This window comes from Stutzerimonas azotifigens DSM 17556 (assembly GCF_000425625.1).
Taxonomy (GTDB): domain Bacteria; phylum Pseudomonadota; class Gammaproteobacteria; order Pseudomonadales; family Pseudomonadaceae; genus Stutzerimonas; species Stutzerimonas azotifigens.
Map to the genome: position 1 here is coordinate 33,586 of NZ_KE384418.1, position 20,314 is coordinate 53,899.

Sequence of the window (20,314 nt, forward strand, 5' to 3'; positions counted from 1 at the left end):
GCGAGGGCGCGTGATTCACAAGGATGTGGTGAATGCCGCAAGCCCGTCGGGAACGGGCGCGGCCTCCACGGGGTTCGGTGGGCCATTCCGCTTTGTGGGAGGCCCGCCTTCGGGGCGAGCTCGCCTGCGTGAACGATATTGCGCCCTCAGGGGCGGCTGCCGATGCCGTACTTGCGCAGGCGCATGGCGATGGCGCTGTGCGAGCTGCGCAGCCGCGCGGCCAGCAGCCGGCTGGAAGGGTAGCTGGCGTAGAGCTTTTCCAGCAGCGAGCGCTCGAACGCCTCGACGGCCTCGGTCAGGCTGCCGATCTCGTCCGCCTCGCCGGCCAGTTCGGTGCGCGCGATGTCCAGGTCGTCGATGCCCACCAGGCTGCTGTCGGTCATGGCGGAGGCGCGGAAGATCACGTTCTGCAGCTGGCGCACGTTGCCGGGCCAGCGGTTGCCGAGCAGCGCCGGGTAGGTCGAGGGGGCCAGCCGGCAGGGCGGACGCTGGATCTGCATGCAGGCCTGCAGCATGAAGTGGCGCGCCAGCAGCAGGATGTCCTCGCCGCGCTCGCGCAGCGGCGGCACCGCCAGGTTGAGCACGTTGAGGCGGTAGAACAGGTCCTCGCGGAAGGCGCCCTCGCCGACGCGCTTTTCCAGGTCGCGGTGGCTGGCGCTGAGGATGCGCACGTCGACGCGGATCTCGCGTTCGCCGCCGATGCGGCGGAAGCTGCCTTCGCTGAGGAAATGCATCAGCTTCGCCTGCAGGTAGGGCGACAGCTCGGCGATCTCGTCGAGGAACACGGTGCCGCCGTTGGCCAGCTCCAGCAGCCCGGGCTTGCCGCTGCGCGAGGTGCCGCCGGCGGCGCCGGGCGCGTAGCCGAACAGCTCGCCGTCGGCCTGGTTCTCCGGCAGCGCGGCGCAGCTCAAGGACAGGAAGGGCGCATTGCTGCGTGGGCTGGCGGCATGGCAGGCGCGCGCCAGCAGCTCCTTGCCGGTGCCGGTCTCGCCCTGGATCAGCAGCGGCGCGTCCAGTGCGGCGACCCGCTGGGCGCGGGCCTTGAGGGTGCGGATGGCCGGCGAGTCGCCGAGCAGGGCGTCGAAGCTTTCGGCATGGTTGGGGTGCAGCGCCGCCAGGCGCTCGCCCAGGCGGCTGGGGGCATAGAGCGTGAGCAGCGCGCCGGCGGCCGGCTCGCTGCCGTCGGCCTCGAGCGTCTCGGCGATCGGCATCACGTCCAGCAGCAGCGACTGGCCATTGAAGGTCACCTCGCGCATCGGCAGGTGGAAGCCGTGCTGCAGCAGCGCGCCCTGCAGGTCCGGCGCGTCGAACAGCGCGCCGACGAACTCGCCGGCCGGATCGCGCCCGGCGAGGGCGACCAGCGCCGGGTTGGCGAGCAGGATCTTGCCGTCGCTGTCGAGCGCCATCAGCGGGTCGGGCATGGCCTGCAGCAGGGCGTCGAGCTGCAGGCGGCGCTGCTGGCCGGGGAGCATGCCGACCACCCGGATGGCCTGCACCCCGCGCACGGCGAGCAGTGCCTCGCGCAGTTCGTCGAGCACGTCGGCGTCCAGCGTCGGGGCGTCGATGTAGACGTTCGGCGGCACCATCTCGACCGCGTCGAGATTGAGATTGCGCGCCACCAGCAGGGCGAGCACTTCCTGGGTGATGCCGATGCGGTCGATGAAGGTGACGTGAATGCGCATGCTGAACGGGCCCCGGTGGAGCGCCGCAGTATGCCTGCTGGAAACGCCGGCCGCACGGTCAGCCGGGGCGCGACCAGGGCCTGGCCTCGAGGCTGTTGTGCACGGCGGTGGCCGCCTGCGCGGCGTGGCCGACGGCGATGCTCATCTGCTTGAGCCCGGAAACCACGTCGCCGATGGCGTACAGGCCCGGCACCGTGGTCTGTCGGTGGTCGTCGACCTGCAGGCAGCCGCCCGGGTCGCAGGCCGCGCCCAGGCGCTGCGCCAGCTCCGAGCGGACCCGCGCGCCGAGGTTCGGGTAAAGCAGCTCGAAGCGGTGGCGCGCGCCGTCGCGGGTGACCACCTCCACGCCCTCGCCGGGCCGGTAGTGGACCTGCCCGACCTCCGCCTCGAGGTAACGGATGCCGTAGTGGCGGACCAGCGCCAGCGCCTCCTCGCGCGGCGGCTGGCCGGGCTTGGCGATCACCGTGACGCGGTCGGTGAAGCTGCGCAGGAACACCGCATGGCCGATGGTGCTTTCCGCCTCCCCGTACACCGCGACCTCGTGACCGTCCACCTCATAGCCGTCGCAGATCGCGCACAGCCGTACGGTGCCGGAGAGAATGGCGGCGTCGGCATCGTCCATCGCCGGAAGGCTGTCCTGGATGCCGGTGGCCAGGATCACCCGCCGGGCCACGCAGCCGTGGCCGTCGTAGCGCACCTCGAAGCCCAGGGTATGCGGGCGGATTTCCTCGACCACCCCGCGCACGACCTCGGCGCCGTAGCGGCAGGCCTGCTCGTACAGCCGCTCGATCAGCGCGCGGCCGGAAATGCCCGGCGGAAAGCCGGGGTAGTTGTGCGAGGTGGGAATCCAGGCCGCGCGGCTGCAGCCGGCATCGATCACCCGGCAGCTGCGGTGAAAGCGCGCCAGGTAGACGGCGGCGGTGAGCCCGGCGGGGCCGGCGCCGACCACGACGCAGTCGACGTCGGCCTGGTGCTCGGGAGGGGGGTGCGCGACGCGGGCGTCGGTATTCATGCGCGGATTCGGCGTTCCGGTTCGTGGGCGGGGCAAGCCGTTGATGGTCAATAGAAAGTGCCGGCGACGGGGAAGTTCGTCCGTCCCGATGAGCCGCGCGGGCAGGCGCGAGGCCAAACTGAGACCTGGTTGGAATTCTGCCCCTTGTTGAACCTCGACCGATCGCGAACACTTCCCCCGCTTCGTTCGCACGAAGTCCATTCCAAAAAGGCCGGAGCGGCTCTAGCTCGCCACCGGCCGCCTCGCCGTCATTCGGCAAGCACCACCATTGCACTCAAAGGCGACGCCCGAAAGGCGTTGCCTTCCGTCGTTCCTGAAAAATCGGGGGGCTGTCATGCTCAGATCTTGCGTCGTCACAGCGATGATCTCGCTGTCCATTCTGTTTTCCGCGGCCGTGCGCGCCGACGGGCCGATCGTCATCAAGTTCGCCCACGTGGTGGCGGACGACACGCCCAAGGGCAAGGGCGCCCTGCTGTTCAAGAAACTGGTCGAGGAACGCCTGGCCGGCAAGGTGAGCGTCGAGGTCTACCCCAACTCGTCGCTGGTGGGCGACGCCGACGAGATGCAGGCGCTGCTGGACAACGAGGTGCAGATGCTGGCGCCCTCGCTGTCGAAGTTCGACAAGTACACCAAGAAGCTCCAGGTGTTCGACCTGCCGTTCCTGTTCGATGACGGCGACGCGGTGGCACGCTTCCAGCGTCGCGAGAAGAGCCGCGAGCTGCTGCGCTCGATGGTCAACGACAACATCTACGGGCTGGCCTACTGGAACAACGGCCTCAAGCAGCTTTCCTCGACTCAGGCCCTGCACCGGCCGGAAGATGCCGCCGGCCTGGCCTTCCGTATCCAGCCCTCGGCGGTGCTCGAGGCGCAGTTCAATGCGGTCGGCGCCAAGCCGGTGCGCCTGGCCTTCGCCGACGTCTACAAGTCGCTGGCCGCCGGCGTGGTGCAGGGCGCGGAGAACCCCTGGTCGAACATCGCCAGCCAGAACATGCACAAGGTCCAGCCGTTCATCACCGAGAGCAACCACGGCGTGCTGGCCTACATGCTGATCACCAACGGGCAGTTCTGGAACAAGCTGCCGTTCGCCATCCGCTCCGAGCTGGAAGGGATCATCCTCGAGGTCACCCAGGCGGTGAACGACGAGGCCGAGGCGCTCAACCGCCGCGACCGCGATCGCATCCTCGCCGGCGGCACCAGCAAGCTCGTCACCCTGACCGACGCCGAGCGCCAAGCCTGGCGCGAGAAGATGCTGCCGGTGTGGAAGGCCTACGAGGACGAGATCGGCGCGGACGTCATCCGTGCGGCCCTGACCGTCAATCGCCGGCACTGAGCATGCCGCTCATGTGAGGCATTCGGAAAAGCACCACGGCCGGCGCTACTCGTAGGAGCGAGCTTGCTCGCGAAGCATTTGCATGACTTGGGTTCGCGAGCAGGGCCCCCGGATCGATACCGATACGCTCGGCACCGCTCCCCGCTCGCAAGCCCTCGCACCAGCCCCTAGGGCCCGCGCTCGCCGGCATAGCACACGGGCGAGCTGCCGTCGGCGCGGCGCTCCACTTCTTCTTCCAGCCACTCGGCCAGCACCCGGGCGTTGTTCCGGGCTTCGTCGCGGGCGGCGTAGAGCAGCGTGACCGGGCCCTCGGCGGCGCGGGCGGCCAGGTCCCACCAGTGTTCGGGGTGGGCGGCGAGCGCCTGGCGGTAGCGCTCGCGAAAGCCGGCGAAATCCACTTCGCCGCGATGCAAGGCCTGGCGCAGCGCCTTCGAAGGCGCCAGCTCGCGCCGCCAGGCGTCATGGGCCAGCCCGGTCTTCTTCAGGCCCCGCGGCCACAGGCCGTCGACCAGCACCCGGTAGCCGTCGCCCAGGGCGGCGGGTTCGTAGGCGCGCTTGCACTGAATCATGCCGTCCTCCGGTTCGTCGATGGAAACCTGGTCGCCGCGCGCGGCTCGGCTTGGCGTTAGCAGAACCCTGCGCGCGCGTGCTGATTTCGGTCAAGCACGACGCAGGATCCGCGCGCCTGATTGGCGGGGAATTCAGCCCGCTGACCCTTGTGTGCCATGCGTGCCGGGCGGACTAAGGTGGCCTTGTCGCCCACCGACTCCGAGGCCCCGCCATGCACTTCGCCCATTCCCCGCGCGTCGAGTCCCTGCGCCGCCAGTTGCTCGATTTCATGGACGCCTACATCGTCCCGCGCATCCCCGCCTGGCATGCGGCGGTGGACGCCGGGCGGTTTCCGGTGCCGTTCATGGCCGATCTCAAGGCCCTGGCCCGCGAGGAGGGGCTGTGGAACCTGTTCCTGCCGAGCCTGGGCGAGGACGAGCCGGGCACCCGCCTGACCAACCTGGAGTACGCGCCGCTGGCCGAGATCATGGGCCGCGTGCACTGGGCCAGCGAGGTGTTCAACTGCAACGCGCCGGACACCGGCAACATGGAGCTGCTGCACCTGTTCGCCACCCCCGAACAGCGCGAGCGCTGGCTGCGGCCGTTGCTGGAGGGCCAGATCCGCTCCGCCTTCGCCATGACCGAGCCGGACGTGCCCTCGTCGGATGCGACCAATATACAGACCTCGATCCGCCGCGAGGGCGACCAGTACGTCATCAACGGCCGCAAGTGGTTCATCACCAACGCCGCGCACCCGGACTGCAGGCTGCTGATCGTGATGGGCAAGACCGACCCGGACGCCGACCCCCATCGCCAGCAGAGCATGGTCCTGGTGCCCTGCGACACGCCCGGCGTCGAGCGGGTGCGCAACATCCCGGTCATGAATCACGTTTCTCCGGAAGGGCACGCCGAGCTGCTGCTGCGCAACGTGCGGGTGCCGGCGTCGAACCTGCTCGGGCAGGCGGGCGACGGCTTCACGATGGCCCAGGCGCGCCTCGGCCCGGGGCGCATCCACCACTGCATGCGCTCGATCGGCCAGGCCGAGCTGGCGCTGGAACTGATGGTCGAGCGCTGCCAGGAGCGCAAGGCGTTCGGCCGCTACCTGCAGCAGTACGCGAACGTCTCGGACTGGATCGCCGAATCGCGGATCGAGATCGAGCAGGCGCGGCTGCTGGTGCTCAAGACCGCCTGGATGATCGACGAAGTCGGCGCCAGCTCCGCTCGCCGCGAGATCGCCATGATCAAGGCGCTGGTGCCGCGCATGCAGGCGCGGGTGGTCGACCGGGCGATGCAGGTCTACGGTGCCATGGGGCTGTCGCCGGATACGCCGCTGGCGGACATGTGGACGAACGCCCGCGCCTTGCGCCTGGCCGACGGGCCTGACCAGGTGCATCTGCGCAGCATCGCGCGGATGGAGCTGAAGGCCAGCGAACGGACCCGCGGCGGCAGCGCGGCCTATCTGACGCCCGGCCGCGGACCGGGTGGCTGCGACAACAAGGCTTGATCCCGATCATTTCACTCGGGATTGGCAGCTGTTCAAATACGGCCGTCGTCCGCGCCCTGACCGGGCGACCTGCCCTGGAGTCCCGCCGTGCTTGTTCTCGACCGTAGCAAAGCCCTCGCCATCCCGCCGTTGTGGCGGCTGGCGTTCCGTCCGTTCTTCCTGTTCGGCAGCCTGCTGGCGCTGATCGCCATCCCCCTGTGGATCGCGATCTGGACCGGCCAGCTCGGCGGCTGGCGGCCCAGCGGCGGCTGGCTGGCCTGGCACCGCCACGAGATGCTCTACGGCTTCGGCGTGGCGATCGTCGCCGGCTTCCTGCTCACCGCGGTGCAGAACTGGACCGGCCGCCCCGGTTTGTCCGGAAAGCCGCTGATGGCGCTGGCGCTGCTCTGGCTGGCGGCGCGCCTGGGCTGGCTGCTGGGGCTGCCGGTGGTGCTGCTGATCCCGCTGGACGGCCTGTTCCTGCCGCTGGTGGCGGCGTCGCTGGGCCTGCAGTTGACCCGCGTCCGCCAGCGCCGCAACTACCCGATGGTGGCGGTGCTGCTGTTGCTGGCGCTGACCAACGCCCAGACCCTCGCGGGCCTGGCGCTCGGCGACGATGGCCTGCAACGCCGCGGCGTGCTGGCCGGGCTGTGGCTGGTGGCGGCGTTGATGGGCCTGATCGGCGGCCGGGTGATTCCCTTCTTCACCCAGCGCGGGCTCGGCCGCAGTGAGGCGGTCGCTCCCTGGCCGGTGCTGGACATCGCCCTGCTGATCGGCACCCTGCTGGTGGCGCTGGCCCATGCCGGCGGCCTGGCGCTGCTGCCGAACCGGGCGCTCGGCGGGCTGTTCGCCGTGCTGGCGCTGGGGCATGCGGTACGCCTGCTGCGCTGGCATGACCGTGGGCTGTGGCGCGTGCCGCTGCTGTGGTCGCTGCACCTGGCGATGCTCTGGCTGGTGGTCGCCTGCCTCGGGCTCGCGGCCTGGCACCTGGGGCTGGCGGTCAATCCGAGCGGCTACCTGCACGCGCTGACGGTGGGCGCCATGAGCGGCCTGATCCTGGCGATGATCGCCCGCGTCACCCTCGGCCACACCGGCCGGCCGCTGCAGTTGCCGGGCGGCATGGCTGCCGCCTTCGTGCTGCTCAACCTGGGCGCGGCGGCGCGGGTGTTCCTCGCCGGGCGCTGGCCGCTGGAGGGCCTGTGGCTGGCTGCCGGCTGCTGGACCGCGGCCTTCGCCCTGTACGCCTGGCGCTACGCGCCGATGCTGGTGCGCGCGCGGGTGGACGGGCATCCAGGCTAGGCTCATCTGAGTGATGACGTTCAGCAAACCTGACTTTCGGACAGTCCTGCGGCCTGCATCGCCGCGAGGGCGCGCCTCCCACGGGCCTGGCGGGCAACGCTTCTTTTGTAGGAGGCCCGACCTCGGGGCGATTTTGCCTGAGCGAACGGCATGCGGGCATGTCGGGGGTGTTTGCCCGATAGGGGCGCGATGGGGATAATACCCGACCGTTTCGCTCGAAATGCCGGGCACACCGGCCCGGGCGGCACGTTCGTGCCGCCCGATGGTCTCTGACCTGTGACCACCGCCCCGACCTCCTTCATGCGCCCAGGCGCCTGCACGCGTATCCGTCATGCAAGACCGCTTCGTAGACTGGCTGAGATCCTTTTCTCCGGCCCCCGTGAACGCTTCGCCGCGCGAATGGCTGCGCGCCGCCCTGGGCGTCAGCCTCGGCATGCTGCTGGTGGTGTACGTGGAGCTGTGGCTGTTCGGCCAGTCGGTGACGCTGCACATGGTCGCGCCCGTCGGCGCTTCCGCGGTGCTGCTGATGGCCGCGCCATCCAGTCCGTTCGCCCAGCCCTGGTCGCTGCTGGCCGGCAACCTGCTGGCGACGCTGATCGGCGTCAGCGTGGCGCAGGCGCAGGTCCATGCCGGCTGGGCGGTGGTGCTCGCCGCCTGCCTGACGCTCGGCCTCGGCTACCTGCTGCGCTGCCTGCACCCGCCGAGCTGCGCGCTGGCGATGCTCGCGGCGGTCGGCGGGGAGGGCATCGGCACGCTCGGCTATGGCCTGCTGGCGCCGGTGCTGTTCGCCTCCGGGCTGCTGCTGGCGGTGGCGCTGCTGTACAACAACCTCACCGGCCACGCCTATCCCAAGCCGCGCATCCTGCGCGACAGCCCGCACGAGACCGGAGACCCGCTGCCGCAGGAGCGCCATCGCTTCAACCAGGACGACATGGCCCGTGCGCTGGAGGAGTTCGGCGAATACGTCGACGTGACGCCCGAGGGCCTCGAGCGGCTGATGCTGATCACCCAGAAATATGCGCTGCGCCGCAGCATGGGCGAGGTCAGCGCGGCCGACGTGATGTCCCGCGACCTGCACCGCGGCACCCCGCAGACGCCCATCGAGCAGGCCTGGCGCACGTTGCAGCGCTACCGGCTGCATGCGCTGCCGGTGGTCGACGCGGCGAACGGGCGGCTGCTCGGCATCGTCACCCTCTCGGACCTGATCCGTCACTTCCATCCCGGCCGCGGCCGCATCCGCTTCGGCGCGCTGCGCTACCGCAAGGGCCTGAGGCTGGCGGACATCATGACCTCGCCGGTGGTCACGGCGACACCGGACACGCACATGGTGGAACTGGTGAATCTGCTGTCGGACCGCGGCCTGCACTGCCTGCCGGTGGTCGAGGGGGACGGGACGCTGGTCGGGCTGATCACCCAGACCGATCTGATCGCCGCGCTGTACGGCCACTGGCTGCGGCAACTGCCGGACTGACCGCGCGGTACCGACGGCAGTCGCCGCCGGCGCCGCGCGCAGCCTTCACTTGTGGGTCATGACCCATTCGGCGAGGGTCTTGGCTTCTTCCTCGGTGACGTTGTTCGGCGGCATCGGAATCTGTCCCCAGACGCCCTGGCTGCCGTTCTTGATGTGCCCGGCCAGGTAGTCCACGGCGTCGGCGCGGTCGGCGTATTTCGCCGCCACCTCGGTGTAGGCGGGGCCGACCAGCTTCTTGTCGATGGCGTGGCAGGCTGCGCAGGCCTTGCTCTTGTACAGCTCCTCTCCGCTCTGGGCGAAGGCGGGTTGCAGGACCAGCGCACCGCCGAGGGCGAGTAGGGAGACCAGCATGGTTTTCATGGATGTACCTCAGGCTAATTCAGGAATGCGACCCGCTCGAGGGGCGGCCCGTCGCGTTGCACGGACCCCGGGGTCCCGGACACTCTAGCGTGCGCGGCAGGCCTATCCTTTGTCCCTGGTCAGGGTTTGTCGGTTTCATTCTGGTGCATGGAATGGCCGAGCAAGGTCACGGTCCTATCCCCATAGGCTCATCCGGAGGACAGGACTATGGCGCTCGACCACGCCGAATTCGACCGATTGCTGACCCAGGCGCAGAGCTGCGCGCAGCGCGCCGCGGACGAGAACGACCCGCTGCTGTACAAGGATGCCTTCGAGTTCAGCCTGCAGGCCATGCGCCTGCTGGCCGAGGAATCCGGCGCCTGGCGGCGCATGGTGTCGCGGGCCACCGAGGAGTTCCAGGGGCAGGAAGGCATCTGAGCCCTTTGCGCTGACCGCGTCCAGCCCTGACAATCGCACACTGCGCGCGGCCTCCACGGGGCCGCGGCGACCCCTCACGTACCCGACCCGCCGCCACGGACCGCCACCCGATGCCCCAAACCCCGCTGCTGGATGCCCGCACCGCCCGCGTATTGCCCTGGCTGGTGGCCGTCGCCTTCTTCATGCAGACGCTCGACGGCACCATCCTCAACACCGCCCTGCCGGCCATGGCCCGCGACCTGGCCGAGGACCCGCTGCGGATGCAGGGCGTGGTGATCGCCTACATGCTCACCGTGGCCCTGCTGATTCCGGCGTCCGGCTGGCTGGCCGATCGCTTCGGCACCCGCCGCACCTTCTTCACCGCCATCGCGCTGTTCACCCTTGGCTCGCTGTTCTGCGCGCTGTCGGGCAGCTTCAACCAGCTGGTGGTGTCGCGCGTGGTGCAGGCGGTGGGCGGCGCGATGATGCTGCCGGTCGGCCGGCTGGTGGTGCTGCGCGCCTATCCGCGCGAGGACTTCGTGCGGGTGATGACCTTCATCGCGCTGCCCGGGCTGGTCGGCCCGCTGGTCGGCCCCACGCTCGGCGGCTGGCTGGTGGAGTACGCCTCCTGGCACTGGATCTTCCTGATCAACCTGCCGGTCGGCCTGCTCGGCGCGCTGGCGGCCCTGCGCTTCATGCCCGACCTGCGCCAGACCGGCGAGATGCGCTTCGATACCTTCGGCTTCATCCTCTTCGGCGCCGCCATGGTGCTGATCACCATCGCCCTGGAAGGGCTCGGCGAACTGCAGATGCCGCACGCGCGGGTGATGCTGCTGCTGTTCGGCGGCGTCGCCTGCCTGGCCGCCTACTGGCTGCGCGCCGGGAAGGTCGACCGGCCGCTGTTCAGCCCGCAGCTGTTCCACAACCGCAGCTTCGCCGTCGGCATCCTCGGCAACCTGTTCGCCCGGCTGGGCAGCGGCGCGCTGCCGTTCCTCACGCCGCTGCTGCTGCAGGTCGCGCTCGGCTACTCGCCGGCCCAGGCGGGGATGACCATGATCCCGCTGGCCGCCGGCGCCATGGCGATCAAGCCGCTGGCCAAGCCGCTGATCGACCGCCTCGGCTACCGCCGCATCCTCACCGGCAACACCCTGCTGCTCGGCAGCCTGATCGCCAGCCTGGCGCTGATCGGCCCGCAGACGCCGACGCTCTGGCTGCTGCTGCACCTGGGGCTGATCGGCATGGTCAACTCCATGCAGTTCACCGCGATGAACACCGTCACCCTGATCGACCTCAACGACCGCGACGCCAGCAGCGGCAACAGCCTGCTGTCGGTGGTCGTGCAGCTGTCGATGAGCCTCGGCGTGGCTTCGGCCGGCGCCCTGCTCGGCGGCTTCACCGTGCCCGGCGCGGACGCGACCGAGGTGCTGCGGGCCTTCCACCTGACCTTCCTCTGCGTCGGCGGCCTGGCGATGCTCGCGGCGACCCTGTTCCTGCAGCTCGAACCCCTCGAACGCCGCGCGCCGCGGCGGATCGACGAGCCGGATATCGAGGGATAGGGGCGGCACGGCTGTCTCCCTCTCCCTCCGGGAGAGGGCCGGGCTGGCTGGCGCGTTGCTCGCTCCCTCATCCGGCCCTGCGGGCCACCTTCTCCCGGGGGGAGAAGGGAAAAGCGGCGCTGCCTGTGGCCATGGCGCCCGCCTGTAGGAGCGGGCTCTGCCCGCGACCGTTGCACCATCCACGCAACGACGCCAAACCAATCCTCTCGCCCTCCGGGAGAGGGCGGGGTGAGGGCTGGTTGGCACGTTGCTCTCTCCCTCATCCGGCCCTGCGGGCCACCTTCTCCCGGAGGGAGAAGGGAAAAGCGGCGCTGCCGTGGCCATGGCGCCCGCCTGTAGGAGCGGGCTCTGCCCGCGACCGTTGCACCATCCACGCAACGACGCCAAATCAATCCCTCTCGCCCTCCGGGAGAGGGCCGGGGCGAGGACTGGCTGGCGCGTTGCTCACTCCCTCATCCGGCCCTGCGGGCCACCTTCTCCCGGGGGGGAGAAGGGAAAAGCGGCGCTGCCTGTGGCCATGGCGCCCGCCTGTAGGAGCGGGCTCTGCCCGCGACCGTTGCACCATCCACGCAACGACGCCAAATCAATCCCTCTCGCCCTCCGGGAGAGGGCGGGGTGAGGGCTGGTTGGCACGTTGCTCTCTCCCTCATCCGGCCCTGCAGGCCACCTTCTCCCGGAGGGAGAAGGGAAAAGCGCGGGCTCTGCCCGCGACCGTTGCACCATCCACGCAACGACGCCAAATCAATCCCTCTCGCCCTCCGGGAGAGGGCGGGGTGAGGGCTGGTTGGCACGTTGCTCTCTCCCTCATCCGGCCCTGCAGGCCACCTTCTCCCGGAGGGAGAAGGGAAAAGCGCGGGCTCTGCCCGCGACCGTTGCACCATCCACGCAACGACGCCAAACCAATCCCTCTCGCCCTCCGGGAGAGGGCGGGGTGAGGGCTGGTGGGCCCGCAACTCGCTCCCTCATCCGGCCCTGCGGGCCACCTTCTCCCGGAGGGAAGGGAAAAGCGCGACCGTGCAGCTGTCCCTGCACTCTGCCCCGGCGCACCACGCCATCGTCGAACTGGCCGGGCGGGTGCCGAAGCTCGACGTCGTCACCCAGAACGTCATGGGAGCGGCCTTGGTCGCGGCGGCAAGTCCGCTGGTACAACGACGGTCGGCGCGCTACCGTACCGCCGTGTTCCGGAGGGCGATGATGGCCAACGACGATTCCTGCAATGAGCTGCTGCTCGACAGCCAGCTGTGCTTCGCGCTGCATTCCACCAGCCTGGCCATGACCAAGGTCTACAAGCCGTTGCTGCAGGCAGTCGGCCTCACCTACCCGCAATACCTGGCCATGCTGGTGCTCTGGGAGCGCGACGGCCTCACCGTCGGCGAGCTCAGCCGGCGGCTGCTCACCGACCCCGGGTCGGTCACCCCGCTGCTCAAGCGCCTGGAGGGGGAGGGGCTGATCGCCCGCCGCCGCAGCACCGTCGACGAGCGCGTGGTGGAGCTGCACCTGACCGACGCCGGCCGCGCCCTGCGCCAGCAGGCCGAGGGCTTCCCGCAGTGCATCCTCACCGCCAGCGGAATGTCCGGCGAGGCGCTGAGCAGCCTGCGCGATCAACTGGTGGCGCTGCGCAAGCAGCTGCAGACGGTGGTCTGACCGCCTGAACGACAGCGCCCGGCTGCAGCGGAGCCCTGCGGCCGGGCGCTGTCTGTCCGGGCTCAGGACTCCAGCAGGCCCAGGGCTTCGTTGAGCTTTTCCAGCGACTCGGCGTGATCCCCCGATTTATGCAGCTCCTCGCCTTCGGCGCGCAGTGACTTGACGCGCTCGAGGAGCGCCGGGTCGGCAGGCGGATTGGCTTGCAGCTGCTCGTCGATCTTGGCCATTTCCTGAGGGCAATGCATGGCCCAGAGCGGGGTGGACAGCAGGGTGGCAGCGGTCAGTAGCAGTAGGCGGCGCATGACGCATCTCCTCTGTAGGGGCAGGGCAAGTATAGAAGCGCTCCGCGAACCCGCCCGCCGCGCTAGCGGCCCGCGCCCATCCAGCCCAGCACCAGGCCCGCCAGCACCAGGTAGCGCCCGCCCTTGGCCAGCGCGACCAGCAGCAGGAAGCGCCACCAGGGCTCGCGCATCACGCCCGCCACCAGCGTCAGCGCATCGCCGACCAGCGGCGCCCAGCTGAACAGCAGCGACCAGCGCCCGAAGCGGCCGTACAGACGCTGCGCCCGCTCCAGATTGCGCTCGCTCACCGGAAACCAGCGCCTGCCGCGATACCGCTCGATTCCCCGGCCGATCGCCCAGTTCACCCAGGCGCCCAGCGTATTGCCGACGGTGGCCACCAGCAGCAACAGCCACACGGCATGCCGTTCGCCCAGCAGAAGGGCTGCCAGCACCGCCTCGGACTGGGCCGGAAGCAGCGTGGCGGCGAGGAAGGCGGAGGCGAAGAGGGTGAGCAGGGGCAAGCGCGGGATCAGCCGCCCGCCAGCGGCGGCAGCAGCCTGGCGAAGAACAGCTCGTCCACGTAGACCTCGTCCCCGGCCCGCTTGTAGGCCGCGCGCAGGGTGCCTTCGTGCTCGAAGCCGAGCTTGCGGTAGAAGGCCTGGGCGCGGTGGTTGTCGGCCTCGACCATCAGCTCGACGCGCAGCACGCCGTCGGCCCTCAGCCGCTCGATCACCGTCTCGACCATCTCGCGGGCGAAGCCGCTGCCGTGCCGCTCGGGCGACACCGCCAGCGTGGCCAGGTAGCCGACGTGCGCGGCGCGGCCGGCGTGGCGCGAGGTGCGGTAGAAGCCCTGCACGCGGCCGTCCTGTTCCACCACCTGGAATCGGCGGGTCGCCAGCAGGTTGGCGTAGTGCGGGCGGAAGTCCTCGGGCGGCATGGGATCGAGACCGAGGAAGGGCACCACCTCTTCGTGCATGTAGAGGGCGTAGACCGCGTCGAAGTCGTCCCAGGTGGCGAGTCTGTGCATGGTCCTTCCTGCAGCGGTGAGGCGACGTGCCGAATGCCGGCACGCTAACCGGGCGGGAGGTCGCTTGCCAAGGCCTGGCTTTCGCTCGAGCCCGGTTCGAAGACCACCCGGTCGCCCTCCAGGTGCGCGCCGAGGAACTCCAGCAGGCAGCGCACCGCCGGCATCAGCGCGCGGCGCGGCGGGTACATGGCGTGGACGATTCCCGGCGGCAGGGCCCAGCCGGGCAGGGCCTCGACCAGCGCGCCACGCTGGCGCTCGGCGTGGCACAGGTAGTCGGGCAGCATGCCCGCGCCGATGCCCTCGGTGATGGCGAGCTTCAGCGCGGCCAGGTCGTCGGCGACGTAGCGCGGCCGGTGCAGGAAGGTGAAGGGCTCGCCGTCCGGCCCGATCAGCTCGAGGCGGGCCTGCCCGGCGCTGGCGGACATGGCCACCGTATCCAGCCGCGCCAGGTCGGCGGGCGCGAGCACCGGGCCCTGGCGCGCCAGCTGTTCGGCGCTAACCACCAGCAGGCCGCGGCTGACGCCGAAATGCTTGGCCGCGAGCGTCGGGCTGTTCTCGATCGCCGGGCGCACGCGCAAGGCGATGTCGATGCCTTCCTCCAGCGGATCGACCGGACGGTTGAGCACCCGCATGTCCACGTTCACTTCGGGGAAACGCTGCATGAAGCGCGGCAGCAGCGGGCCGATGGTGCTCTGCGCCAGCGTCACCGGGCAGGTGATGCGCACGGTGCCGCGCGGCTCGGTGCGCACCTGGGCCATGGCCTCGCCGGCGGCCTGCGCGGCGTCGCGCACCGCCACGCAATGGCGCAGGTAGAGCTCGCCGGCGGACGTCAGCGAAAGGCGCCGGGTGCTGCGCTGCAGCAGTTGCACGCCGAGGGCCGCCTCCAGTTGCGCGACGCGGTGCGACAGCCGGGACTTGGGCAGGCCCAGCGCGACGGCCGCGGCGGTGAAGCTGCTGCGCTCGGCGACTTCGGCAAAGAACACCAGGTCGTTGAGGTTCTGCATCGGATTGTTCATTAATTCGGACAATGTGGCGCATTTTGCCGACTTATCAGCTTTTTTCCATGCCACTAGGATGCGTCCCCATCTCGGCCGTACCGGCCGTCAGCCAACGACTCGCGAGGGACCTCCATGAAACTGCTGCATATCGATTCGAGCATCCTCGGCGCCAACTCGGTGTCCCGCCAGCTCACCGCCGAAGTGGTGGCCGAGTGGCAGCGTCGTCATCCGGGCACGGACGTCGAGTACCTCGACCTGGCCGCCGAGACGCCGGAACACTTCGGGATCGACGCGCTGGGCGTGAAGATCGGCCAGCAGGGCGAGCCGAGCCAGGCGCAGCGCCGGCAGAACGAACTGTCCGAGCGCCTGCTGACCCAGTTCCTGGCGGCCGACGTGCTGGTCATCGGCGTGCCGCTCTACAACTTCGGCGTGCCCAGCCAGCTGAAGGTGTGGATCGACCGCCTGGCGCAGCCGGGGCGGACCTTCTCCTACACCGCCAACGGCCCGGTCGGGCTGGCCGGCGACAAGACGCTGATCGTGGTCTCGAGCCGCGGCGGGATGTACCCGGAAGGCGGTGCGCTGGTGCCCCAGGAGCGCACCTTCATGCGGCAGATGTTCGGCTTCATGGGCATCACCGACGTGCGCTTCGTGCGTGCCGACGGCCTGTCCATGGGCGACGGCGCCCGCGAAGCGGCCTTCGCCCAGGCTCGGCGGGACATCCAGGCCGCACTGGCCGAGCCGGTGGCGGTCGCCTGACGGATCGGGGCGCTTTCCCTCATCCGGCCCTGCGGCCCACCTTCTCCCGCGGGGAGAAGGGAAAAGCGGGTGCTGCCCGAGGCTTCGGCGTCCACCTACGGGAGCCGGGCGACTCGGTGCCGGTCGTCGGCCGGGGAGCATGCCCGCGACCAGGGCCGGCATTAACAGGCTTTTGAAAAACGTCGGCGAGGTAGGCAGCGCAAGGCAAAAACAGGCGAAAAAGCGCAGTTTACGAGTTGTAAATGAGCATTTTGAGCCTGTTTTTAACGCCGCGATGGCAACGCAGGTAGTTTTTCAACAGCCTGCTAATGTCCTCTCTCCCTCCGGGAGAGGGCTAGGGTGAGGGAGGGCGCCAGCCCCGCTGACAGGCTGTTCGTCACCGTTCAATTCATCGACCGGAGAACCGACATGCTCGAACTTCGCAAGGCCGCCGAGCGCGGCGTGGCCGACCATGGGTGGCTGCAATCGCGGCACACCTTCTCCTTCGCCAATTACTACGACCCGAAGCATGTCGGTTTCTCCGACCTGCTGGTGATCAACGACGACCGCGTCGCCGCCGGCCAGGGCTTCGGGCGCCACTCGCACCGGGACATGGAAATCTTCTCCTACGTGCTCGAAGGCGCGCTGGAGCACAAGGACAGCCTCGGCACCGGCTCGGTGATCCGCCCCGGCGACGTACAGTTGATGAGCGCCGGCACCGGCGTGTCGCACAGCGAATTCAACGCCTCCCAGAGCGAGCCGGTGCACTTCCTGCAGATATGGATCATGCCGGCGCAGCAGGGCGTCGCGCCGCGCTACCAGCAGGAGCGCTTCGCCGAGGCGGACAAGCGCGGGCGTCTGCGCCTGATCCTCTCCCCGGACGGCGCCGAGGATTCGCTGCAGGTCGGCCAGGACGCACGGGTGTACGCCGGCCTGTTCGACGGCGGCGAGCAGGCGAGCCTGGCTCTCGAAGGCCAGCGCCACGCCTACGTGCACCTGGCGCGCGGCCGGCTGAGCGTGAACGGCCAGCGCATGGAGGCGGGCGACGGGCTGAAGGTGCGCAACGCCGAGCGCCTCGAGCTGACCGAGGGCGAGCAGGCCGAGGTGCTGGTGTTCGACCTGCGTCCGCACGAGCTGCCGCGCTAGCGACCTTTACACGGCTTTACACCCGACTGACGGCACTTTGCATTGGGCGATGGGACACTGCGCCTGCATCGCTCGATGTTCAGCAGGAGTCAACGAGATGAACGCGCGTTGGATGAAATCCGCAGGTGTGGGCCTGCTTGCCCTTGCCCTGTCCGCCCAGAGCCTGGCGGGCCCCGGTCCTGGTCCTGGTCCGGGCCACCGCGGGCCGGATCATGGCCCCCGGCATGACTACGGCCGCTGGGGGCCCGGGCCGGGCGGTCCCGGTCGTCATGGTCTGCCCAGCTATGCGCGGGAACTGTGGATCGGCAGCATGCTGTACTTCGTCGCTGCGGGTACCTATTACCTGTGGAATTCCAACCAACAGCGCTACGAAGTAGTGTCTCCACCACCCGCGGTACAAGGCAACGCGGTGGTGAGCTACGAGGTGATCGCCTACCCGGCGCAAGGCCAGAGCGTCGAGCAGCAGGGGCGGGACCGGTATGAGTGCCATAGCTGGGCCGTCGGTCAGAGCGGCTTCGACCCCGCGACCGCGACTCGTCCGGTGGGCGCCGAAATGACCGATCGCTACCGGCGTGCACTGTCGGCCTGTCTGACCGGCCGCGGCTACAGCGTGAACTGAACGCCGCCTTGGCCTATGACGACGCGCGTCCGGGGCCTGGCCCCGGGCACGTTACCGTTGCTGTACGGCAAAAATTACGCACCACTGTACCGGGCACCGACAGGCGCAATGGCGGCCTAATGGTCGGTCACTGATTGCCCGGATACCTGTCATGTCGCCGAAGGATCTTTGCCTGGCCCTGGTGGTGATCGTCGCCTGGGGACTGAACTTCGTGGTCATCAAGGTGGGGCTGCAAGGGCTGCCGCCGATGCTGCTCGGCGCGCTGCGCTTCGTGCTCGCGTCCATTCCGGCGGTGTTCTTCGTCAGCCGGCCGCAGATGCCGCTGCGCTGGCTGATCGCCTACGGCATGACCATCTCGGTCGGGCAGTTCGCCTTCCTCTTCCACGCCATGTCGGTGGGCATGCCGGCGGGCCTGGCGTCGCTGGTACTGCAGTCGCAGGCCTTCTTCACCCTGATCCTCGCCGTGGCCTTCCTCGGCGAACGCTTCCGGCTATCGCACCTCGGCGGGCTGGTGGTGGCCGGTTGCGGGCTGGCGCTGATCGCCATGCAGAACAGCGACCACAGCATGACCCTGGCCGGCTTCTTCTTCACCCTGTGCGCGGCCTCGATGTGGGCGCTGGGCAACGTCATCACCCGCAAGGTGGGCAAGGTCAACCTGATGGGGCTGGTGGTCTGGGGCAGCCTGGTGCCGCCGATCCCGTTCCTGCTGTTGTCGCTCTGGCTGGAAGGCCCGGAGACCATCGAGACCGCACTGCGCGGCATCCAGCTGGATTCGATCCTGGCGCTGGTCTACCTCGCGTTCGTCGCCACCATGCTCGGCTACGGCATCTGGAGCCGCCTGCTGTCGCGCTACCCGGCCAACCAGGTGGCGCCGTTCTCGCTGATGGTGCCGGTGGTGGGCATCAGCGCCTCGTCGGTGCTGCTGGGCGAGCGCCTGAGCCACCTGCAGATGGCCGGCGCGGCGCTGGTGATGTTCGGCCTGCTGGTCAACGTCTACGGCGCGCGGCTATGGCAGCGGTTGCGGTTGGCGTGATGGGCGCGCGTCCCTCGTAGGAGCGAGCTTGCTCGCGAAAGGGGCGACACTGGCGCGAGCGGCTGCTCGCGACCAGGGGCGCTTTTCGTCTGCTGTGAGCGATGCCGCGGCAATCGGTGATCGAATGGCTGTTCGCTGATCGAACACTTCTGTCAGTATCGCGCTGCGCCGCGCGCCGGCGCGTGCGACCGTGAGCGCAACGATCCAATCCCTCGACATCCAGCTGGAGGCCCGGTGAGCGAGCGTGAGAATTCTCCCTACCGGCTCAGGCCGCCGACCTACGTGTCGCCGGCCAGACGCATCGACGAACTGACTGGGGACCCCAACTTCATGACCTCGCTGGCGCGTGGGCTGGCGGTGATCAACGCCTTCCAGGAGCGCAAGCGCCACCTGACCATCGCCCAGGTCAGCCATCGCACCGAGATCCCGCGGGCCGCGGTGCGCCGCTGCCTGCACACGCTGATGAAGCTCGGCTACGTGACCACCGACGGGCGAACCTATTCGCTGCTGCCGAAGGTGCTCACGCTCGGCCATGCCTACCTGTCGTCGACGCCGCTGGCGGTCTCGGCGCAGCCGTTTCTCGACCGCATCAGCGAGCAGCTGCACGAGGCCTGCAACCTGGCCGCGCTGGAGGGCGACCAAGTGCTCTACCTGGCGCGTTCGGCGGTGCCGCAGCGGCTGATCTCGGTGGACCTCAGCGTCGGCAGCCGGCTGCCAGCCTACTGCACCTCGATGGGCCGCATCCTGCTCGCGGCGCTGGATGACGACCAGTTGCACGAGTACCTCGCGCGCGCCGACCTGCAGCCGAAGACCAGCCGCACCCTGCACACCCCCGAAGCGCTCTGGGACTGCCTGCTCCAGGTGCGCGAACAGGGCTGGTGCATCGTCGACCAGGAGCTTGAGCAGGGCCTGCGCTCGATCGCCGTGCCGGTGCGCGATTCCGGCGGCCACGTGCTGGCGGCGATGAACGTCAGCACCCATGCCGGGCGCGTGCCCATGGGCGATCTGCCAAGGCGCTTCCTGCCGATCATGCTGGAAGCCGCGGCGGAGCTGAGCAGCCAGCTGTTTCCCGCGCCCTGAGCAACCTCGAACCAACTCCGGGAGAGGGCTGGGGTGAGGGCTCGTGTGCACGGGCCTTCCCTCATCCGGCCCGGTGGGCCACCTTCTCCCGGGGGGAGAAGGGAAAGGCGCAAGCGCTGCTCGTCACCGGGCATTGCCCTGTAGGAGCAGGCTCTGCCTGCGACCGAGGCCAGCTCCCGGAGAAACGAGCATCGCGGTCAAGCCCGCTCCCACAAACAATATCGCCCCGAGGTCGGGCCTCCCACAAAAGCAAGCGGTGTCTACCGCAACCTGTGGGAGGCGCGCCCTCGCGGCGACATCGCCTGCACGTCGACCAGCCATCGGCGGGCCCGGAACCCCGTGGCCAATGCTGGTCGAAGCTGTGAACACCGCCGGCACCTCGTCGGCCCTTCCACCCAGGAGGCCAGCATGAGCGACCGAACCCCGATCCCGACCGATCCGAGCCTTCCGGACGTGCCGGAAACCGACCAGCCGCCCCGCGAGGACGTGCCCGAGCAGGCGCGCGAGAACCTCGAGAAGACTCCGGCGCCGCCGGACCCGATTCCCGATCCGGGCCCGCTCTAGTGGCTGTGCGGCTGTGAGCGCTGAAAGCGTCCGGCTGGACTGACCAGTC

21 protein-coding genes are annotated in these 20,314 nt (G+C 69.5%); 13 read left to right on the forward strand and 8 right to left on the reverse strand.

What is annotated here, in order from left to right; all coding sequences use genetic code 11:
* Positions 1 to 146 precede the first annotated feature (146 nt).
* Together H610_RS0119990 and H610_RS24260 are read right to left on the reverse strand one after the other, a co-directional pair.
* Positions 147 to 1,682: a sigma-54-dependent transcriptional regulator gene (locus H610_RS0119990; protein ID WP_028241316.1), complete on the reverse strand. Its 1,536-nt coding sequence runs from the start codon at positions 1,680 to 1,682 to the stop codon at positions 147 to 149.
* A gap of 58 nt (positions 1,683 to 1,740) precedes the next feature.
* The gene (locus tag H610_RS24260) at positions 1,741 to 2,694 is read right to left on the reverse strand and encodes an NAD(P)/FAD-dependent oxidoreductase (protein WP_043239158.1); all 954 of its coding nucleotides are present in this window, start codon (positions 2,692 to 2,694) and stop codon (positions 1,741 to 1,743) included.
* Positions 2,695 to 3,028: 334 nt separating this feature from the next.
* On the opposite strand from H610_RS24260, the gene H610_RS0120000 reads away from it, so the two are divergent.
* Positions 3,029 to 4,024, forward strand: coding sequence for a TRAP transporter substrate-binding protein (locus H610_RS0120000; protein ID WP_028241317.1), 996 nt, complete (start codon positions 3,029 to 3,031; stop codon positions 4,022 to 4,024).
* A gap of 167 nt (positions 4,025 to 4,191) precedes the next feature.
* Here the strand turns inward: H610_RS0120000 and H610_RS0120005 are convergent, their stop codons facing one another.
* Positions 4,192 to 4,593, reverse strand: coding sequence for a DUF488 domain-containing protein (locus H610_RS0120005; protein ID WP_028241318.1), 402 nt, complete (start codon positions 4,591 to 4,593; stop codon positions 4,192 to 4,194).
* 212 nt (positions 4,594 to 4,805) lie between these two features.
* Here H610_RS0120005 and H610_RS0120010 point away from each other — a divergent pair, with 212 nt between their 5' ends.
* From H610_RS0120010 to H610_RS0120020, 3 genes are all read left to right on the forward strand, one after another.
* Positions 4,806 to 6,077, forward strand: coding sequence for an acyl-CoA dehydrogenase family protein (locus tag H610_RS0120010; RefSeq protein WP_028241319.1), 1,272 nt, complete (start codon positions 4,806 to 4,808; stop codon positions 6,075 to 6,077).
* Positions 6,078 to 6,164: 87 nt separating this feature from the next.
* Positions 6,165 to 7,355 carry an NnrS family protein gene (locus tag H610_RS0120015; RefSeq protein ID WP_028241320.1) on the forward strand — a complete coding sequence of 397 codons (1,191 nt, stop codon included), beginning with the start codon at positions 6,165 to 6,167 and terminating at the stop codon, positions 7,353 to 7,355.
* A gap of 331 nt (positions 7,356 to 7,686) precedes the next feature.
* Positions 7,687 to 8,826, forward strand: coding sequence for an HPP family protein (locus H610_RS0120020; RefSeq protein WP_028241321.1), 1,140 nt, complete (start codon positions 7,687 to 7,689; stop codon positions 8,824 to 8,826).
* Between the two features lie 45 nt (positions 8,827 to 8,871).
* Here H610_RS0120020 and H610_RS0120025 read toward each other — a convergent pair whose 3' ends face one another.
* On the reverse strand, positions 8,872 to 9,186 hold the full coding sequence (locus H610_RS0120025) for a c-type cytochrome (RefSeq protein ID WP_028241322.1): 315 nt from the start codon (positions 9,184 to 9,186) through the stop codon (positions 8,872 to 8,874).
* Between the two features lie 207 nt (positions 9,187 to 9,393).
* Between H610_RS0120025 and H610_RS0120030 the strand changes: the two genes are divergently transcribed.
* The 3 genes from H610_RS0120030 to H610_RS0120040 all read left to right on the forward strand — a co-directional run bounded on the left by H610_RS0120030 (position 9,394) and on the right by H610_RS0120040 (position 12,782).
* Positions 9,394 to 9,603 (forward strand): hypothetical protein, encoded by a 210-nt coding sequence (locus tag H610_RS0120030; protein WP_028241323.1) that lies wholly within the window; start codon positions 9,394 to 9,396, stop codon positions 9,601 to 9,603.
* A 110-nt stretch (positions 9,604 to 9,713) separates the two neighbouring features.
* A complete protein-coding gene (gene mdtD / locus H610_RS0120035; protein ID WP_028241324.1) occupies positions 9,714 to 11,138 on the forward strand; it encodes a multidrug transporter subunit MdtD in 1,425 nt (474 codons plus the stop codon).
* 1,191 nt (positions 11,139 to 12,329) lie between these two features.
* Entirely contained in the window at positions 12,330 to 12,782 is a 453-nt protein-coding gene (locus H610_RS0120040; protein WP_028241325.1) for a MarR family winged helix-turn-helix transcriptional regulator, read from the forward strand.
* 62 nt (positions 12,783 to 12,844) lie between these two features.
* Here the strand turns inward: H610_RS0120040 and H610_RS0120045 are convergent, their stop codons facing one another.
* The 4 genes from H610_RS0120045 to H610_RS24265 form a co-directional block, all read right to left on the reverse strand.
* Positions 12,845 to 13,084, reverse strand: a complete 240-nt coding sequence (locus H610_RS0120045; protein WP_028241326.1) for a hypothetical protein — start codon at positions 13,082 to 13,084, stop codon at positions 12,845 to 12,847.
* Positions 13,085 to 13,146: 62 nt separating this feature from the next.
* Positions 13,147 to 13,584, reverse strand: coding sequence for a YqaA family protein (locus tag H610_RS0120050; protein ID WP_236614330.1), 438 nt, complete (start codon positions 13,582 to 13,584; stop codon positions 13,147 to 13,149).
* Between the two features lie 8 nt (positions 13,585 to 13,592).
* Positions 13,593 to 14,090, reverse strand: coding sequence for a GNAT family N-acetyltransferase (locus H610_RS0120055; RefSeq protein WP_028241327.1), 498 nt, complete (start codon positions 14,088 to 14,090; stop codon positions 13,593 to 13,595).
* Between the two features lie 44 nt (positions 14,091 to 14,134).
* Positions 14,135 to 15,094, reverse strand: coding sequence for a LysR substrate-binding domain-containing protein (locus tag H610_RS24265; RefSeq protein ID WP_051231885.1), 960 nt, complete (start codon positions 15,092 to 15,094; stop codon positions 14,135 to 14,137).
* 126 nt (positions 15,095 to 15,220) lie between these two features.
* Between H610_RS24265 and H610_RS0120065 the strand changes: the two genes are divergently transcribed.
* The 6 genes from H610_RS0120065 (at position 15,221) to H610_RS25740 (ending at position 20,265) form a co-directional block, all read left to right on the forward strand.
* Entirely contained in the window at positions 15,221 to 15,844 is a 624-nt protein-coding gene (locus H610_RS0120065; RefSeq protein ID WP_028241328.1) for an FMN-dependent NADH-azoreductase, read from the forward strand.
* Between the two features lie 408 nt (positions 15,845 to 16,252).
* Positions 16,253 to 16,969 (forward strand): pirin family protein, encoded by a 717-nt coding sequence (locus tag H610_RS0120070; RefSeq protein ID WP_028241329.1) that lies wholly within the window; start codon positions 16,253 to 16,255, stop codon positions 16,967 to 16,969.
* Between the two features lie 97 nt (positions 16,970 to 17,066).
* The gene (locus H610_RS0120075; RefSeq protein ID WP_201768384.1) at positions 17,067 to 17,588 is read left to right on the forward strand and encodes a hypothetical protein; all 522 of its coding nucleotides are present in this window, start codon (positions 17,067 to 17,069) and stop codon (positions 17,586 to 17,588) included.
* A 151-nt stretch (positions 17,589 to 17,739) separates the two neighbouring features.
* Positions 17,740 to 18,621, forward strand: coding sequence for an EamA family transporter (locus H610_RS0120080; RefSeq protein ID WP_028241331.1), 882 nt, complete (start codon positions 17,740 to 17,742; stop codon positions 18,619 to 18,621).
* A 234-nt stretch (positions 18,622 to 18,855) separates the two neighbouring features.
* Entirely contained in the window at positions 18,856 to 19,701 is an 846-nt protein-coding gene (locus H610_RS0120085; protein ID WP_028241332.1) for an IclR family transcriptional regulator, read from the forward strand.
* Between the two features lie 408 nt (positions 19,702 to 20,109).
* Positions 20,110 to 20,265, forward strand: coding sequence for a hypothetical protein (locus H610_RS25740; RefSeq protein WP_161630489.1), 156 nt, complete (start codon positions 20,110 to 20,112; stop codon positions 20,263 to 20,265).
* Positions 20,266 to 20,314 lie beyond the last annotated feature (49 nt).

Coding starts and splice junctions, on each gene's coding strand:
- H610_RS0120010 (WP_028241319.1), top strand. CDS start 4,806: ATGCACTTCGCCCATTCCCCGCGCGTCGAGTCCCTGCGCCGCCAGTTG.
- H610_RS0120005 (WP_028241318.1), bottom strand. CDS start 4,593: ATGATTCAGTGCAAGCGCGCCTACGAACCCGCCGCCCTGGGCGACGGC.
- H610_RS0120030 (WP_028241323.1), top strand. CDS start 9,394: ATGGCGCTCGACCACGCCGAATTCGACCGATTGCTGACCCAGGCGCAG.
- H610_RS0120080 (WP_028241331.1), top strand. CDS start 17,740: ATGTCGCCGAAGGATCTTTGCCTGGCCCTGGTGGTGATCGTCGCCTGG.
- H610_RS0120020 (WP_028241321.1), top strand. CDS start 7,687: ATGCAAGACCGCTTCGTAGACTGGCTGAGATCCTTTTCTCCGGCCCCC.
- H610_RS24265 (WP_051231885.1), bottom strand. CDS start 15,094: ATGCAGAACCTCAACGACCTGGTGTTCTTTGCCGAAGTCGCCGAGCGC.
- H610_RS25740 (WP_161630489.1), top strand. CDS start 20,110: ATGAGCGACCGAACCCCGATCCCGACCGATCCGAGCCTTCCGGACGTG.
- H610_RS0119990 (WP_028241316.1), bottom strand. CDS start 1,682: ATGCGCATTCACGTCACCTTCATCGACCGCATCGGCATCACCCAGGAA.
- H610_RS0120055 (WP_028241327.1), bottom strand. CDS start 14,090: ATGCACAGACTCGCCACCTGGGACGACTTCGACGCGGTCTACGCCCTC.
- H610_RS0120045 (WP_028241326.1), bottom strand. CDS start 13,084: ATGCGCCGCCTACTGCTACTGACCGCTGCCACCCTGCTGTCCACCCCG.
- H610_RS0120025 (WP_028241322.1), bottom strand. CDS start 9,186: ATGAAAACCATGCTGGTCTCCCTACTCGCCCTCGGCGGTGCGCTGGTC.
- H610_RS0120070 (WP_028241329.1), top strand. CDS start 16,253: ATGCTCGAACTTCGCAAGGCCGCCGAGCGCGGCGTGGCCGACCATGGG.
- H610_RS0120075 (WP_201768384.1), top strand. CDS start 17,067: ATGAACGCGCGTTGGATGAAATCCGCAGGTGTGGGCCTGCTTGCCCTT.
- H610_RS0120040 (WP_028241325.1), top strand. CDS start 12,330: ATGATGGCCAACGACGATTCCTGCAATGAGCTGCTGCTCGACAGCCAG.
- H610_RS0120065 (WP_028241328.1), top strand. CDS start 15,221: ATGAAACTGCTGCATATCGATTCGAGCATCCTCGGCGCCAACTCGGTG.
- H610_RS0120000 (WP_028241317.1), top strand. CDS start 3,029: ATGCTCAGATCTTGCGTCGTCACAGCGATGATCTCGCTGTCCATTCTG.
- H610_RS24260 (WP_043239158.1), bottom strand. CDS start 2,694: ATGAATACCGACGCCCGCGTCGCGCACCCCCCTCCCGAGCACCAGGCC.
- mdtD (WP_028241324.1), top strand. CDS start 9,714: ATGCCCCAAACCCCGCTGCTGGATGCCCGCACCGCCCGCGTATTGCCC.